The 13,205-nt window shown below is 74.1% G+C and carries 11 protein-coding genes; 2 read left to right on the plus strand and 9 right to left on the minus strand.

The features are described 5' to 3' along the window. Positions 1-18: 18 nt before the first annotated feature. The 9 genes from QA634_RS29375 to QA634_RS29415 all read right to left on the minus strand — a co-directional run bounded on the left by QA634_RS29375 (position 19) and on the right by QA634_RS29415 (position 9,293). Positions 19-1,008 (minus strand): hypothetical protein, encoded by a 990-nt coding sequence (locus QA634_RS29375; protein WP_012335485.1) that lies wholly within the window; start codon positions 1,006-1,008, stop codon positions 19-21. Continuing rightward, complete coding sequence (locus QA634_RS29380) at positions 1,005-1,490, minus strand: c-type cytochrome (RefSeq protein WP_283026981.1); 486 nt, start codon at positions 1,488-1,490, stop codon at positions 1,005-1,007. The genes QA634_RS29375 and QA634_RS29380 overlap by 4 nt, the downstream gene beginning before the upstream one ends. A gap of 94 nt (positions 1,491-1,584) precedes the next feature. After that, positions 1,585-2,103 (minus strand): DUF3341 domain-containing protein, encoded by a 519-nt coding sequence (locus QA634_RS29385; protein ID WP_012335487.1) that lies wholly within the window; start codon positions 2,101-2,103, stop codon positions 1,585-1,587. Further along, on the minus strand, positions 2,103-3,458 hold the full coding sequence (nrfD, locus tag QA634_RS29390) for an NrfD/PsrC family molybdoenzyme membrane anchor subunit (protein WP_012335488.1): 1,356 nt from the start codon (positions 3,456-3,458) through the stop codon (positions 2,103-2,105). Before nrfD (QA634_RS29390) ends, QA634_RS29385 begins: the two co-directional genes overlap by 1 nt. Beyond that, positions 3,455-6,298, minus strand: coding sequence for a 4Fe-4S dicluster domain-containing protein (locus tag QA634_RS29395; RefSeq protein WP_012335489.1), 2,844 nt, complete (start codon positions 6,296-6,298; stop codon positions 3,455-3,457). Before QA634_RS29395 ends, nrfD (QA634_RS29390) begins: the two co-directional genes overlap by 4 nt. Further along, complete coding sequence (locus tag QA634_RS29400; RefSeq protein ID WP_050777589.1) at positions 6,286-6,897, minus strand: cytochrome c3 family protein; 612 nt, start codon at positions 6,895-6,897, stop codon at positions 6,286-6,288. Before QA634_RS29400 ends, QA634_RS29395 begins: the two co-directional genes overlap by 13 nt. Positions 6,898-6,944: 47 nt before the next feature. After that, positions 6,945-8,102, minus strand: a complete 1,158-nt coding sequence (gene nrfD / locus QA634_RS29405) for an NrfD/PsrC family molybdoenzyme membrane anchor subunit (RefSeq protein WP_012335491.1) — start codon at positions 8,100-8,102, stop codon at positions 6,945-6,947. After that, positions 8,102-9,064, minus strand: coding sequence for a 4Fe-4S dicluster domain-containing protein (locus QA634_RS29410; RefSeq protein ID WP_012335492.1), 963 nt, complete (start codon positions 9,062-9,064; stop codon positions 8,102-8,104). Before QA634_RS29410 ends, nrfD (QA634_RS29405) begins: the two co-directional genes overlap by 1 nt. 10 nt (positions 9,065-9,074) lie before the next feature. After that, positions 9,075-9,293: a hypothetical protein gene (locus QA634_RS29415; RefSeq protein WP_012335493.1), complete on the minus strand. Its 219-nt coding sequence runs from the start codon at positions 9,291-9,293 to the stop codon at positions 9,075-9,077. Between the two features lie 294 nt (positions 9,294-9,587). On the opposite strand from QA634_RS29415, the gene fdh reads away from it, so the two are divergent. Both fdh and QA634_RS29425 read left to right on the plus strand, forming a co-directional pair. Then, positions 9,588-12,824 carry a formate dehydrogenase gene (fdh, locus tag QA634_RS29420; protein ID WP_271413142.1) on the plus strand — a complete coding sequence of 1,079 codons (3,237 nt, stop codon included), beginning with the start codon at positions 9,588-9,590 and terminating at the stop codon, positions 12,822-12,824. After that, positions 12,811-13,131, plus strand: a complete 321-nt coding sequence (locus QA634_RS29425) for a hypothetical protein (RefSeq protein ID WP_012335496.1) — start codon at positions 12,811-12,813, stop codon at positions 13,129-13,131. The genes fdh and QA634_RS29425 overlap by 14 nt, the downstream gene beginning before the upstream one ends. Positions 13,132-13,205 lie beyond the last annotated feature (74 nt).

The raw sequence follows: 13,205 nt of genomic DNA on the forward strand, positions 1-13,205 counted from the left end.
GGGATCTCCGGGGAGGCGTCAGCCGGCATGGCCGAGCCCTCCGGGCAGGCGGCGCGCCGGGAACAGGCGGGCCAGGAGGCGCCCCGAGAGGCGCACGAGGCCGACCGTGACCGCGACGGCGGCGAGGAGGCCGAGCGCGCCCAGGAGGAGGGGCGGGCCGGGCGGGTCGTAGGCCGGCGCGACGAGCCAGAGCCGGTGCAGGCCGATCCCGAGGAGCACGAGCCCGCCCACCAGGCGCAGGGCGGCGCGGCTGCGCCGCAGGTGCCCGTTCAGCAGCAGCCCGAAGGGGAGGACCGCGCCGGCCGCGACGGCGGCGACGATGAGCCAGACGAGACCGTGCTGGCCGCGGCGCAGGTACCAGGCGGCCTTGTCGGGCAGGTCGCCGTACCACGCCACGATGAAGGACATCAGCGCGATGTAGACGGTGCCGGTCAGGGTGGCGAGGAGCAGGCCGGCGAGGTCGCTGGCGTCGCGCCCCGCGAGGTCCGGCGGCGCCAGCAGGGCCGCGAAGGCGAGGGCGGAGAGCATCTGCTCGATGGCGAAGCCCGCTGCGAAGGCCGAGGAGGTGAAGCCGGGCTCGACGGAGAGCACCCAATCGACCGCGATCACGCTGATCAGGACCGCGTGCAGCAGGAGCGCCACGGCCGCGAACAGGCCGCCGCCCCGTCCCGCCGCGACCACGAGGCCGATCACCGACCAGATCACCAGGGCGAGGACCGAGCGGGCGAGGAAGAAGGTCGGGTGCAGGTAGAGGGGAGCGACCTGCGGCGGGGCCTGCGCCGGATCGGCCGCCCACGGATAGATCGCCGCGAGGCCGAGCGCGATCGGCAGGAAGGCCAGGGCCGCGAGCGGGGTGAGCGAGGCGGCCGGGCGCAGCACGGGGGCGAGCGCCTCGCCCCAGCGCCCGCCGGTGAGGCCGTGGATCAGGAGCAGCGCGAGGCTGCCGATCGGGATGCCGCTCCAGGCGGCGTAGGCGGCGAGCCAGCCGCGGGCGGCCTGCGCGATCACCGCAGCCTCCCGGCGGCTTCGGGCGCCTCGGCCAGGGTGGCGTGGTGCGAGAGCTGCAGGGCCCGGATATACGCGGCCACGGCCCAGCGCTCGGCGGGCGGGACGCGGGCCGCGTAGGCGTACATCACGCCGTAGCCGTGCGTGATGACGTCGACGAAGTGGGAGGCCGGGGCCGCGCGCAGGCGCTCGGAATGGTAGGAGGGCGGCGGCGGGAAGCCGCGCTGCACGATCATCCCGTGCCCGTCGCCGTCGTAGCCGTGGCAGGGCGAGCAGAACACGTCGTAGCGGTCGCGGCCGAGCCCGAGGAGGGCGGGCGTCACCTCCGGCGGGGCGGCGAGGGCGGCGTCGCGGGCGAGGTCGCCCTGCGCGACCGCGCCCTCCGGCAGCGGCCGGGCCGAGGTGCCGTCCGGCCAGATCCGGGAGGCCGCGTAGGTGTCTAAGCGCTTCTGCTGGAAGAGGTTCTGGTCCTGGCAGCCGGCCACCAGCAGGCCGGCGAGGAGGAGGACCGGGCGGGCGCGCCGCGGCGCCGGGCGCCCCCGACGGAGGGGGCGGGCGGGGATGACGGGCGCGCCCTCCTCATGGCCGCACCTCGAACACCACGAGGGCCCCGGTCTCCTCCAGGAGGTGGCGCAGGGCGGTGCCGTCGCCCGGCGCCGCCGCGGCGGCGAGCAGGAAGAACCGGTCCTGGCTCGCCCGCTCGAAGCCCGGGACCGCGAAGAGCGGGTGGTGCAGGCGCGGCAGGCCGGTGCCCCACAGGAAGGCGAGGAGCCCCGCCAGCGCCGCCGCGAACACCCCCACCTCGAACGGCACCAGCAGGAAGACCGGCCAGCTGTGCAGCGGGCGCCCGCCGGAATTGAGCGGGTAGTCGATCACCGCGGCGTACCATTGCAGGAGATACGCGAAGGCCGCCGCGCCGACGCCCCCGGCCAGCATCGCCCAGCGCAGGCGGCTCGGGCGCGGGTCCAGCACGCCCTCGACCGCCTCCACCGGGTAGGGCGTGAAAGTGTCGAGGGGCCGGTGGCCCCGCGCGCGCAACGTGCGGGCCGCCCGGACCAGGCTGTGGGGATCCGCGAAGCAGGCCAGCATCTCTCCCATCAGGCGGCCCCCTCCCGGTGGGCGAGTTCGCGCAGCTCGTGCATCGACACCGCCGGCACCACGCGCACGAACAGAAGGAAGAAGAAGGCGAACAATCCGAGCGGACCGATCAGGAAGGACCAGTCCCAGAAGGTCGGGCGGAACACCCGCCACAGGCTCGCGGCATAGCCGTGCGACAGCGTCGTCCAGGTGATCAGGATGCGCTCCAGCCACATCCCGACATTGATGACGAGCGAGATCGCCAGCATGGCCGGGATGCTGCGCCGCAGGCGGCCCAGCCAGAGGGCCTGCGGCACCACCACGTTGCAGGCGAGCATCGCCCAGTAGAGGAGCGCGTAGTCGCCCAGGAACTCGTAGGCGACGAGGCGGCGCTCGTCGGGCTTGCCGCCGTACCAGGCCATGAACCATTCGGTGGCGTAGGACAGGCCCATGACCAGCGAGGCCATCAGCATCACCCGCCCCATCACCTCGAAGTGGTTGACGGTGATCAGGGCCTGGAGCCGCAGGCCCCAGCGCACCAGGGCCGCCAGCACCACCACCATGGCGAAGCCCGAATACATCGCGCCGACCACGAAATAGGGCGGGAAGAGGCTCTCCTGCCAGCCCGGCATCAGGCTCGCCGCGAAGTCGAGGCCGACGATCGAGTGGACCGAGCAGACCAGGGGCACGGCGAGCGCCGCCAGCGTCGTGTGCAGGGTCCCGAGGCGGCGCCAGTGCCGGGCCGAGCCGCGCCAGCCGAGCGCCAGGCTGCCGTAGAAGAGCCGGGCGCCCCGCGAATCCGCCCGGTCGCGCATCGTCGCGAGGTCGGGGATCAGCCCGACGTACCAGAACAGCAGCGAGAACAGCAGGTAGCTGACGATGGCCCAGAAATCCCACACCAGGGCGCTGCGCCATTGCGGCCACAGCCCCATCGTGTTCGGGTAGGGGGCGAGCCAGTAGGCGTAGATCGGCCGCCCGAGGTGGAGGATCGGGAACAGCCCGGCGATCGAGACCGCGAACAGGGTCATCGCCTCGGCGAAGCGGTTGATCGAGGCCCGCCAGTGCTGCCGGGTCAGGAGCAGCATCGAGGAGATCAGCGTGCCGGCATTGCCGATGCCGATCCACCAGACGTAGTTGGCGATGGCGAAGCCCCACACCACCGTGGTGTTGATGCCCCAGACGCCGACGCCCCGCCAGAACAGCCACGCGACGGCGACGAGCGTCAGGAGCACGAAGGGCAGGGTGAGCGCGAGGGCGATCCACCAGCCCCGGCCGACCCCGACCAGGATCGGGGCGACCACCGCGTCCGTGATGGCCGCGTCGCTCTCGCGCGCGGCGGCGATCCAGCGATGGGCCGGCCGGGGCTCCGCGCTCACGAGCCGTCTCCCGGCAGGTCGGGGGCGGGGTTGCGCAGGTCCGCCAGGTAGGTGGTGCGCGGGCGCGTCCCGAGATGGCCGAGCAGCGCGTAGTGGCGCGGCTCCGCCCTCAGGCGGGCGACGTCGGACCCCGCCTCGGCGAGGTCGCCGAAGGCGATCGCCCGGCTCGGGCAGGCATCCTGGCAGGCGGTGGTGACCTCGCCCGGCCCGAGCGGGCGCCCGTCCCGCTCCGCGGCGCGGCGCGCGCCGCTGATCCGCTGGATGCAGTAGGTGCACTTCTCCATCACGCCGCGCTGGCGGACCGTCACCTCCGGGTTGCGCTGGGCCGGCAGCGGATCGAGGCCGAGATTGGCGTATTCCTGGCCGTCCGCGTAGCCGAGGAAGTTGAAGCGGCGCACCTTGTAGGGGCAGTTGGCCTCGCAGAAGCGGGTGCCGATGCAGCGGTTGTAGACCTGGAGGTTCAGGCCCTCGCCGTCGTGGACCGAGGCCGCGACCGGGCAGACCGGCTCGCAGGGCGCGTGCTCGCAATGCATGCAGGGCACGGGCTGGAAGCCCGGACGGGGATGGTCCGGCCCGCCGCGATCGTAGGTGTCGACGCGCAGCCAGTGCATCAGCCGCCCGCGCGCGACCTCCTCCGGCCCCACCACCGGCACGTTGTTCTCGGTCTGGCAGGCGACCACGCAGGCGTTGCAGCCGATGCAGAGCGAGGCGTCGATCACCATGGCCCAGGCGTGGCCGTCCGCGTCGCCCGTCCAGGGCGCGATCAGGCTCGGATGGGGGCCGGGATCGGTCCCGGGCGCCTCGCCGATGGCGGTTCGGCCCTCGGCCAGGGCGGCGAGCGTCAGGAGCGGGTAGTTCTCCCGCGCCTCCCGCTCGCGCACCACGCGCTGGGTCGTCAGGATCCCGGGATGCTGCCCGGTCGGGGCGAGGGCGACGCCGTCGACGCGCCAGAGGGCGTCCTCGCGGCGCAGCGCGTAGGCGCTGGCGCCGATGCCGTTGCCGATGGCGCCGGCCCGGGAGCGGCCGTGGCCGAGGGTCAGGCTCGCCACGCCCGCCGCGTGGCCCGGCACGGTCGCGACCGGCACCTCGATGCTGCGCCCGCCGGCGGCGACGCGGACGAGGTCGCCCTGGGCGAGGCCGCGCCGGGCCGCCTCGTCGGGGGCGAGGGCGAGGGCGTTGCCCCAGACCTGCTTGGTCAGGGGCGCCGGGCATTCCTGCAGCCAGGCATTGTTGGCCATGCGCCCGTCCCAGGTCCCGGGATCGGGCCGCAGCACCAGGGTGAGGTCCTGCGCGGCGGCGGGCGGCCCGGGATCGGGCAGGCGCGGGCTGCCGGTCGCCACCGGCGCGGCGGCGCTGTCCTGCACCACGCCCTCGTGCAGGGCGCGCCGCCACCATTCCTCGAACCCGGCCTCGCGCCCCGGCCTCCAGGTCTCGCGCACGAGGTCGTAGGACGCGGCGTCGCCCTCGCCGAGGAGGGCGCAGACGACCTCCTCGGCCGTGCGGGTGGCGTAGAGGGGGCGGATCAGGGGCTGCACCAGCGAGGCGGTGCCGTCGACGGCCCGCAGGTCGCCCCAGGCCTCGAGCGGGTGGGTCTCGGGCACGTGCCAGGTGGCGAGCACGGCCGTCTCGTCCACGGCGGGGCCGAGATGGAGCCGGAACGGGGCCCGGCCCAGCCTCTCCGCGAGGGCGAGGTCGGCGGGCGCGTCGTAGACCGGGTTGACCCCGAGCATCACGAGGTCCTGCACGCCGCCCGCCGCGAGGTCGCGGGCGAGGTCGGAGAGCGTGCCGGGCGCCCGGCCGCCGATCAGGTCCGGCGGCTCGATCCAGTCGAGGGGCGCGCCGAGCACGCCGTTGATCCAGTGCGCGAGGGCGTGGATCTCGGGCGGCAGGGTCGGCCCGGCGAGGACGAGGGCGGCGCCGCGGCGCGCGCGCAGGTCCTGCGCGGCCCGCGCCGCGAGGCGGGCGGCCTCCTCCGGCAGGGTCGGCGCGCGCAGGTCCGCCCCGAGGGCGCGGGCCAGCGCCACCGCCACCTCACCGATCCGGTGCGGCGGCAGGGCGAGGCGGTGGTCGGCCTTGGCGCCGGTCAGGGTCGGCGCCGCCTCGACCGCGTAGAGCCGCGAGAAGCCCTCGCCCGCCGCCGGGACGCGGCGGCTGCCGAAGCCGCGGCCGTTGCGGATCTGGTCGGGACCCGGGCCGAGCGGGTCGGCGTCGAGGCTGACGATCACGGCGGCGCGGTCGAGATGCGGCACGGGCCAGAGCGGGCGGCCGAAGGCGAGGGCGGCGCCGGCCCGGGCGGAGGCGTCCTCGGTCGGCTCGTGCGCGTGCCAGGCCGCCCGCGGATAGGCGTCGAGCAGGCGGGCGATCTGGCGCTGGAGCGTCGGCGAGGTCACCCGGCCGGTGAGCAGCCGCATCCCCTCGCCGCGCGTCTCCCGCCAGGCCGCGACCTTGGCGACGAGCGCCCGCTGCAGCGCGCTCCAGGTGCCGATGTCGCCGCCCTGGCGCAGGGTCTTCGAGCGGTCGGGATCGTAGAGGGACAGCACCGCCGCCTCGGCGAAGACGTCCGTCGCCCCGAGGCTCCCCGGGTGGCGCGGGTTGCCCTCGACCTTGATCGGGCGACCGTCCACGGAGCGCACCCGGCAGCCGCGGCCGTAGCCGGCGAGCGGCAGGGTGCTGGCGAAGACGAGCGGCACGCCCCCGGTGACCCGCTCGGGCTGGACCACGTAGGGGACGATCTCCTCGTCCGGCTTGGCGCAGGCGCCGGCCGCCAGCGTGATGCCGGCCGCGAAGGCCCGCAGCGCCTCGCGGCGCGAGACCGTCCGGGGCCCGCTCAGCGGTGGCATATCGAGCACTCGCTGAGGCGGTCGGCGGACCGGATGTGGTAGGCCGCCCTCAGCGCCCTGCCGCGGGTCTCCTGGTCGGGGGGAGGGGTCCAGGCCATGTCGTAGACCTCCTCGCGGGGGCGGAGATTCGGCTCGGGGTTGCGGTGGCAGTCGAGGCACCAGCTCATCGTGAGCGGGGCGGCCTGGCGCATCAGCGGCATGCCCTGGACGGCGCCGTGGCAGGTCGAGCAGCCGACGCCCTTGGCGACGTGCACGCTGTGGTCGAAGTAGACGTAGTCCGGCAGGGTGTGGACGCGCCGCCAGCGGATCGGCGTGCCGGTGGCGAGGCTCGCCCGCACCGGCGCCAGCATCTCGGCATTGGTCCAGATCTGCGAGTGGCAGGACATGCAGGTGTGGGTCGGGGGGAGGCCGGCGAAGCGGGCCTTCTCCACGGAGGTGTGGCAGTAGCGGCAGGCGATCCCGAGCCCGCCGACATGGTGCTGGTGGCTGAAGGGCACCGGCTGCGCGCGGACCACGTTCTGCCCGGTGGCGTAGGGCGCGGCCCAGAGCCGGTAGGTCAGCCCGACCGCCAGCACCGGGGCCGCGGCCATCCCGGCCATCACCAGGCGGATGATCGTGTCGGCGCCGGGACGGAAGATCTGCACGGTCAGGCGGAGCGTCGGAGCGGGACGGACCGGTGAGCGGCGCGGAGGCGGCCGGTGCGCGGCGGCGGGCCATGTTCGGGGGAGCTCTCGGGCGAGGTCTCGGGCAAATTCTCGGGCGAACTCTCGGGCAAATTCTCGGGCTGCGCGAAGCGGAAGCTGACATCCGGCCGCGCCGCGGATTTGTCGCCCGCTCCCATCACGGAGATGCGCAGCAGCGCGCTGCCGGCCAGCACCGCGAGGCCCGCCGCCACGGACAGCTCCGCGGGCGGCCGCCGCCCGCGGGCGCGCATCGCGCGCTCGGCCGCGTAGAGCCCGAGCGGCAGCAGCACGCCCAGGCCGACGGCGCCGACCTTCTCGGCCGTCCCGGCCCGCCCGCGCGTGGCGGGCTCGACCCCCGTCCGCCGATAGGCGAGCGCCGCGGCCGCGTCCCCGGCGAGCTCGACCGCGAGCGCCGCGGCCGCGATGCCGTGCAGCGCGTCCCGCTGCGGCCCGGCGGGCTCGGCCATCGCCAGGGCCGCCGCCCCCGACGCCACCGAGGAAGCGCCGAAGCGCACTGCCAGCGCGCGGGGTGCCGCCGCCCAGAGCGGCGTCGAGGTCGCCGAGAGGAGGGCGGCCGTGTAGGTCGACAACCCCGCCCCGAGCAGGGCCGCCGGCACGCCCGCCGCGCGGGCGGCCCCCCGCATGGTCCTCGGGGCGATCCCGAGATCGGCGGCGACCTGCGCCGCGGCGCTCACGCCCGCGCAGGCGGAGAAGCCCATCAGGATCCAGGTCCCGATCGACATCGGCGAGGTGGCCTTGGCCACCCGCAGCATGTTGTAGAAGCGGCTCGGGGTGTGCAGGTCGTAGATCAGGAGCGCGCTGCCGAGGGTCGGCGCGAGCAGGGCCGTGTAGCGGGCGCGGCGGATCATCGGGCCGGCCTCGACGCCCCGGGTCGCCTCGGCGAGGGCCGCCAGGATCGCCGAGGAGCCCGAGAGGCCGGCGAGGAAGATGTAGCCGCCCACCACCGCGTTCTCGAACGGCGCCGGCTTGAGCTGCGCGCGGCCGTAATAGGTCGGCCCCGCCCAGGCCTCCCCGGGTTCCGGCCGGCGCGCGCCCGAGGCGCGGTCCGGGCGGGGGAGCGGGGCCTCGGGGCCGCGCGCGACGACGGGATATTCGGCCATCAGGCGCGCTCCTGGCGGCCGGCACCGCGCTGATCGGGACCGCGCCGGCCGCCCCGGGATCCGGCCCCGCCGAGCAGGAGCGCCGCCGCGAGGGCGAGGCCCGCCACCGCGGTGAGCCCGGTCGCGAGGCTCGGGGCGACCCGGTTGGCGGGCCGGGTCGGCGCGGCCGGCAGGTTGTAGACCTCCGGCCGGTCGGTGAGCAGGAAGAAGGCGTTGAGGTGCCCGAGATCGCCGGTGGCGCCCGGGCTGCCGGGCACGCCGTACAGGTAGGCGCCGGGCACGCCGCGCCCGTGCAGGGTCTCGACCCGCGCGCGCGCCTTCTCGTGCAGGTCGCCGAGTTCCCCGAACTGGATCGAGTCGGTCGGGCAGGACTTGGCGCAGGCCGGCTCCAGCCCGCCCTTCAGGCGATCGTAGCAGAGGGTGCACTTGTGCGCCTTGCCGTCGACGGTGCTGACGTCGACCACCCCGAACGGGCAGGCCGGCACGCAATAGCCGCAGCCGTTGCAAATGTCCTGCTGCACCACGACGGTGTCGAACTCGGTCTTGAACAGGGCGCCGGTCGGGCAGGCTTCCAGGCAGGGCGCGTTGTGGCAGTGCTTGCACACGTCGCTCATCATCAGCCAGCCGCTCTGGAATGGCGTCTGGAGGCTGTCGCGCACCCCGCCGGGGCCGGACTTCTCCACGAAGCTGACGTGGCGCCACGTGTTGGCCGAGAGGGCGCCGGTATTGTCGAAGCTGTGGCCGGAGAGCCCGAGATTGTCGGCCGGCAGGTTGTTCCACTCCTTGCAGGCGACCTCGCAGGCCTTGCAGCCGATGCAGACCGTGGTGTCGGTGAAGAAGCCGTAGGATCGGCCCGGCTCGATGCGGGTGCCGGCGGTGATCTCGGCCTCGTCCGGGATCATCCGGTCGAGGCGCGACTCCGCGATCTCGGCCGCGCGGGGATGCAGGTGCTGGATGCCCATCGGCCGGCCCTCAGATCCGCTCCAGCCGCTCGGCGCGGTGGGCGATCAGGTTGCGGGTCCGCGCGTAGCGCACCCGCACCCGGGCCTGCTCGGCCTGGAGCCGGGCGAGGTCGTCGGGCTCCGCCCCCGCCATCGGCCCCAGCACGAAGAGGTGCGCGATCCCCTCGTCGTCGACGAGCTGGAACCGGGTCTCCTGCGCGATGGTGACGACGCCTCGCATCGACGGCATGGGATCCCTCGTCCGCGCAGAGCGCCCGCTCGCGCCGCTTCCGCGCCGCCAACGCCGGGGGACCGGGTTGGTTCAGCGGCGTCCCTCGGCTGCGTCCCGGCCGGCTGCTCCCGCGGTCACATAACGCCCCCGGGCGGCGCCTCCAGGCGCCGGGCCGGCCGCGCTCGGTCCGGCAGCGTACGAAGCCGGGCGCCGGGCCGCCGGCGCGCGCCGCGCCGCCGGAACCATGACGCATGGTCGGGATTGGAGCGCTGGGACGGGTCGCGATCGGCCCCCTGGACGGGAGTGGCGGCCATGGCGCGGCGGATCGGCAAGGGGATCGGCAAGGGCATTGGCAAGGGGATCGGCGAGCGGGTCACCGGCTTCCTGCGCGACTGGTCGATCCCGCGGCAGCTCGCGGGCGAGAGCGTGATGGGGCGCGCCGCCCGCAGCACGATGTCGGAGCGCCTGCGGCCGCGCCTGGAGGAGGCCGACCGGGTCGGCACCAGCATCTGCCCGTTCTGCGCCGTCGGCTGCGGCCAGCTCATCTACGCCAGGAACGGCCGCCCGATCCACGTCGAGGGCGACCCGCGCTCGCCGATCAATGCCGGGACGCTGTGCCCCAAGGGCGCCGGCACGCTCGGCATGCTGCTCTCGCCCGAGCGGATCAGCCGCGTCCTCTACCGGGCGCCGCGCGCGCGGCACTGGGAGGTCAAGCCGCTGGACTGGGCGATGGAGCGCATCGCGCAGCTCACCAAGCAGGCCCGCGACGAGACCTTCGCCGAGCGGCTGCCGGACGGGCGCGTCGTCAACCACACGCTCGGCATCGGGTCGCTCGGCGGCGCGACCATGGACAATGAAGAGAACTACCTGATCAAGAAGCTCTTCGGCGGCGGGCTCGGCATCGTCAACATCGAGAACCAAGCCAGGATCTGACACTCCGCCTCGGTGCCCAGTCTGGGTACCTCCTTCGGACGCGGCGCCGCCACGATGGCGCTGTGGGACCTCGCGAACGCGGACTGCATCATCGAGATGGGGTCCAACATCGCGGAGAACCACCCGATCGCCTTCCGCTTCGTCACCGAGGCGCAGCGCAAGGGCGCGACCATCATCCACGTCGATCCGCGCTACACCCGCACCAGCGCGCTCGCGGACATCTACGCGCCGCTGCGCTCGGGCAGCGACATCGCCTTCCTGGGCGGGATGATCCGCTACATCCTGGAGCACGACCTGTGGTTCCGGGACTTCGCGCTCGCCTACACGAACCTCGCCCACATCATCGAGGACGGCTACCAGGACCCGGAGACCCTCGACGGCCTGTTCTCGGGCTTCGACCGCAGCTCCGCCGCCTACGAGGACGGGACCTGGCAATACGCGGGCAAGCGGGTGCCCTCCTCGGTGGCCGAGCACCGGGTGCAGACGAAGGAGGGCGACCCGGGGGAGGGCAGCCCCTACGAGAGCATGACCGAGGGGCCGCCGCCGCGGGACCCGACGCTGCAGCACCCAAACTGCGTCTACCAGATCCTGAAGCGGCACTACGCCCGCTACACGCCCGAGATGGTCGAGCGGGTGACCGGCTGCCCGCGGGAGACGTTCGTGCGGGTGGTCGAGACCTTCGCGCGCAATTCCGGGCGCGAGCGCACCGGCGCCTTCACGTACGCGGTCGGCTGGACCCACCACACCACCGGCGTGCAGATCATCCGCGCCGCCTCGATCGTCCAGATGCTGCTCGGCAATATCGGGCGCCCGGGCGGGGGCATCATGGCGCTGCGCGGCCACGTCAGCATCCAGGGCTCGACCGACATCCCGACCCTCTACAACATGCTGCCGACCTACCTGCCGCAGCCCAACGTCTTCCACGAGCACGCGACGCTGGCCGACTACCTGCGGGTCGAGACCCCGACCACGGGCTGGTGGGCGAACATGCCCAAATACGTGATCAGCCTGCTGAAGGCGTGGTACGGCGAGGCCGCCACGCCGGCGAGCGACTACGGCTACCAGTTCCTGCCCAAGCTCACGGGCGACGCCTCCCAGGAGCCGATGACGCTCTCGATGGTCGACGGCATGATGCGCGGCCAGTTCATCCTCGGCCAGAACCCCCTGGTCGGCGCCGTCAACGCGGACCTCGTCGAGCGCGGCTTGTCGAAGCTGCGCTGGATGGTGGTGCGGGACTTCGCCATGACCGAGACGGCGAATTTCTGGCAGAAGGGCCGGCTGGTCGAGCGCGGGGACCTCAGCCCGGAGGAGATCGAGACCGAGGTGTTCTTCCTGCCCGCCGCCATGCCGGGCGAGAAGGAGGGCAGCGTCACCAACACGAGCCGCCTCGTGCAGTGGCACGACAAGGTCTGCGAGGCGCCGGGCGACAGCCGCTCGGACCTCTGGTTCATCTACCATCTCGGCCGGCGCCTGAAGGCGCTCTACGCCGACAGCACCGAGACCCGCGACGGGGCGATCCAGGCGCTCACCTGGGACTACCCGGTCGAGGGCGCGGTCGCCGAGCCGCGGGCGGAGGCGATCCTGGCCGAGATCAACGGCTACACGGTCGCCGACGGCAAGCCGGTGGCGAGCTACAAGGCGCTCAAGGACGACGGCTCCACCGCCTGCGGCGGCTGGATGTATTGCGGGATCATGCCGGAGGAGGGGCGCAACCTCGCCCGGGCGCGCCGGCCGGACGGGCCGGACGGGCCGGGCTCGCATCTCGGCTGGGCCTTCTCCTGGCCGTCGAACCGGCGCACCCTCTACAACCGCGCCTCGGCCGACCCGGAGGGCCGGCCCTGGTCGGAGGCCAAGAAGATGGTCTGGTGGGACGAGGCGCAGGGACGATGGACCGGCCTCGACGTGCCCGACTTCGTCGAGACGAAGCGGCCGGACGAGCGTCCGGACTGGTCGAAGCACCCGCGCGGCATGGACGCGCTCGGCGGGGACGATCCCTTCATCATGGAGGCGGACGGCAAGTGCCAGGTCTTCGTGCCGACCGGCCTGAAGGACGGGCCGCTGCCGACCCATTACGAGCCGGTCGAGAGCCCGGTGCGCAACCCCCTCTACGGCCAGCAGATGAACCCGGCCGCGAAGCTCTGGGGGCGGCCCGGCAACGCGCTGCACGCCCCCCAGGACCCGCGCTTCCCCTACGTGTTCACCACCTTCCGGTTGACCGAACTCCATTGCGGGGGCGTGCCGACCCGGGTGATGCCGCACACGGCGGAATTGCAGCCCGAGGCCTTCGTGGAGGTCTCGCCGGAGCTCGCGGGCGAACTCGGCCTCCGCCATCTCGGCTGGACCGTGCTGTCGACCCTGCGCGGCGAGATCGAGGTGCGGGCGATGGTGACCGAGCGGATCCGGCCCTTCCGGATCGACGGGCGGACGGTGCACGAGGTGGCGATGCCCTGGGTGTTCGGCCGCGAGGGCTACGCGCGCGGCGCGGTGGCGAACGTGCTCCTGGCGATCACGGGCGACCCGAACACCAGCATCCACACGACCAAGGCGCTGACCTGCAACCTGCGGCCGGGGCGCCTGACGCAGCTCAAGCGGGAGGCGCGCCGTGGCCCCGCATGAATACGGCCACGCGGCGCTCTCCGCCCTCGACGCGGTGCTGGCCGAGCGGCCGCGCAAGGACGATCACGGCCTGACCCACGCGATGCAGTGCCTGACGCGCTTCCGCGACGAGGTGATCGCGATCCAGCGCGAGGACCCGCCGTCGCGGGACCGGCGCGAGACCCTCTCGCGGCTGAACGCGGTGGTGGCGGTGGTGTTCGGGGCGCATTTCCCCTTGGGCACCGTGCCCTGGGCCGAGGTCGAGAAGGCGCGCGGCTGGCTCCGGGACCTGGTGCGGGAGTTCGAGGGCGAGGGCGCGGCGGGCTGATCCGGGATCGGATTGATCACAGCGGATCTCCGGATCGCGCGCCCGCGCGGCGCGTGAGCGAAGCCCCAATCCGC

Source organism: Methylobacterium sp. CB376, assembly GCF_029714205.1.
Taxonomy (GTDB): domain Bacteria; phylum Pseudomonadota; class Alphaproteobacteria; order Rhizobiales; family Beijerinckiaceae; genus Methylobacterium.

Coding starts and splice junctions, on each gene's coding strand:
- nrfD (WP_012335491.1), bottom strand. CDS start 8,102: ATGGCCGAATATCCCGTCGTCGCGCGCGGCCCCGAGGCCCCGCTCCCC.
- QA634_RS29395 (WP_012335489.1), bottom strand. CDS start 6,298: ATGCCACCGCTGAGCGGGCCCCGGACGGTCTCGCGCCGCGAGGCGCTG.
- QA634_RS29385 (WP_012335487.1), bottom strand. CDS start 2,103: ATGGGAGAGATGCTGGCCTGCTTCGCGGATCCCCACAGCCTGGTCCGG.
- QA634_RS29400 (WP_050777589.1), bottom strand. CDS start 6,897: ATGGCCGGGATGGCCGCGGCCCCGGTGCTGGCGGTCGGGCTGACCTAC.
- QA634_RS29410 (WP_012335492.1), bottom strand. CDS start 9,064: ATGGGCATCCAGCACCTGCATCCCCGCGCGGCCGAGATCGCGGAGTCG.
- QA634_RS29415 (WP_012335493.1), bottom strand. CDS start 9,293: ATGCCGTCGATGCGAGGCGTCGTCACCATCGCGCAGGAGACCCGGTTC.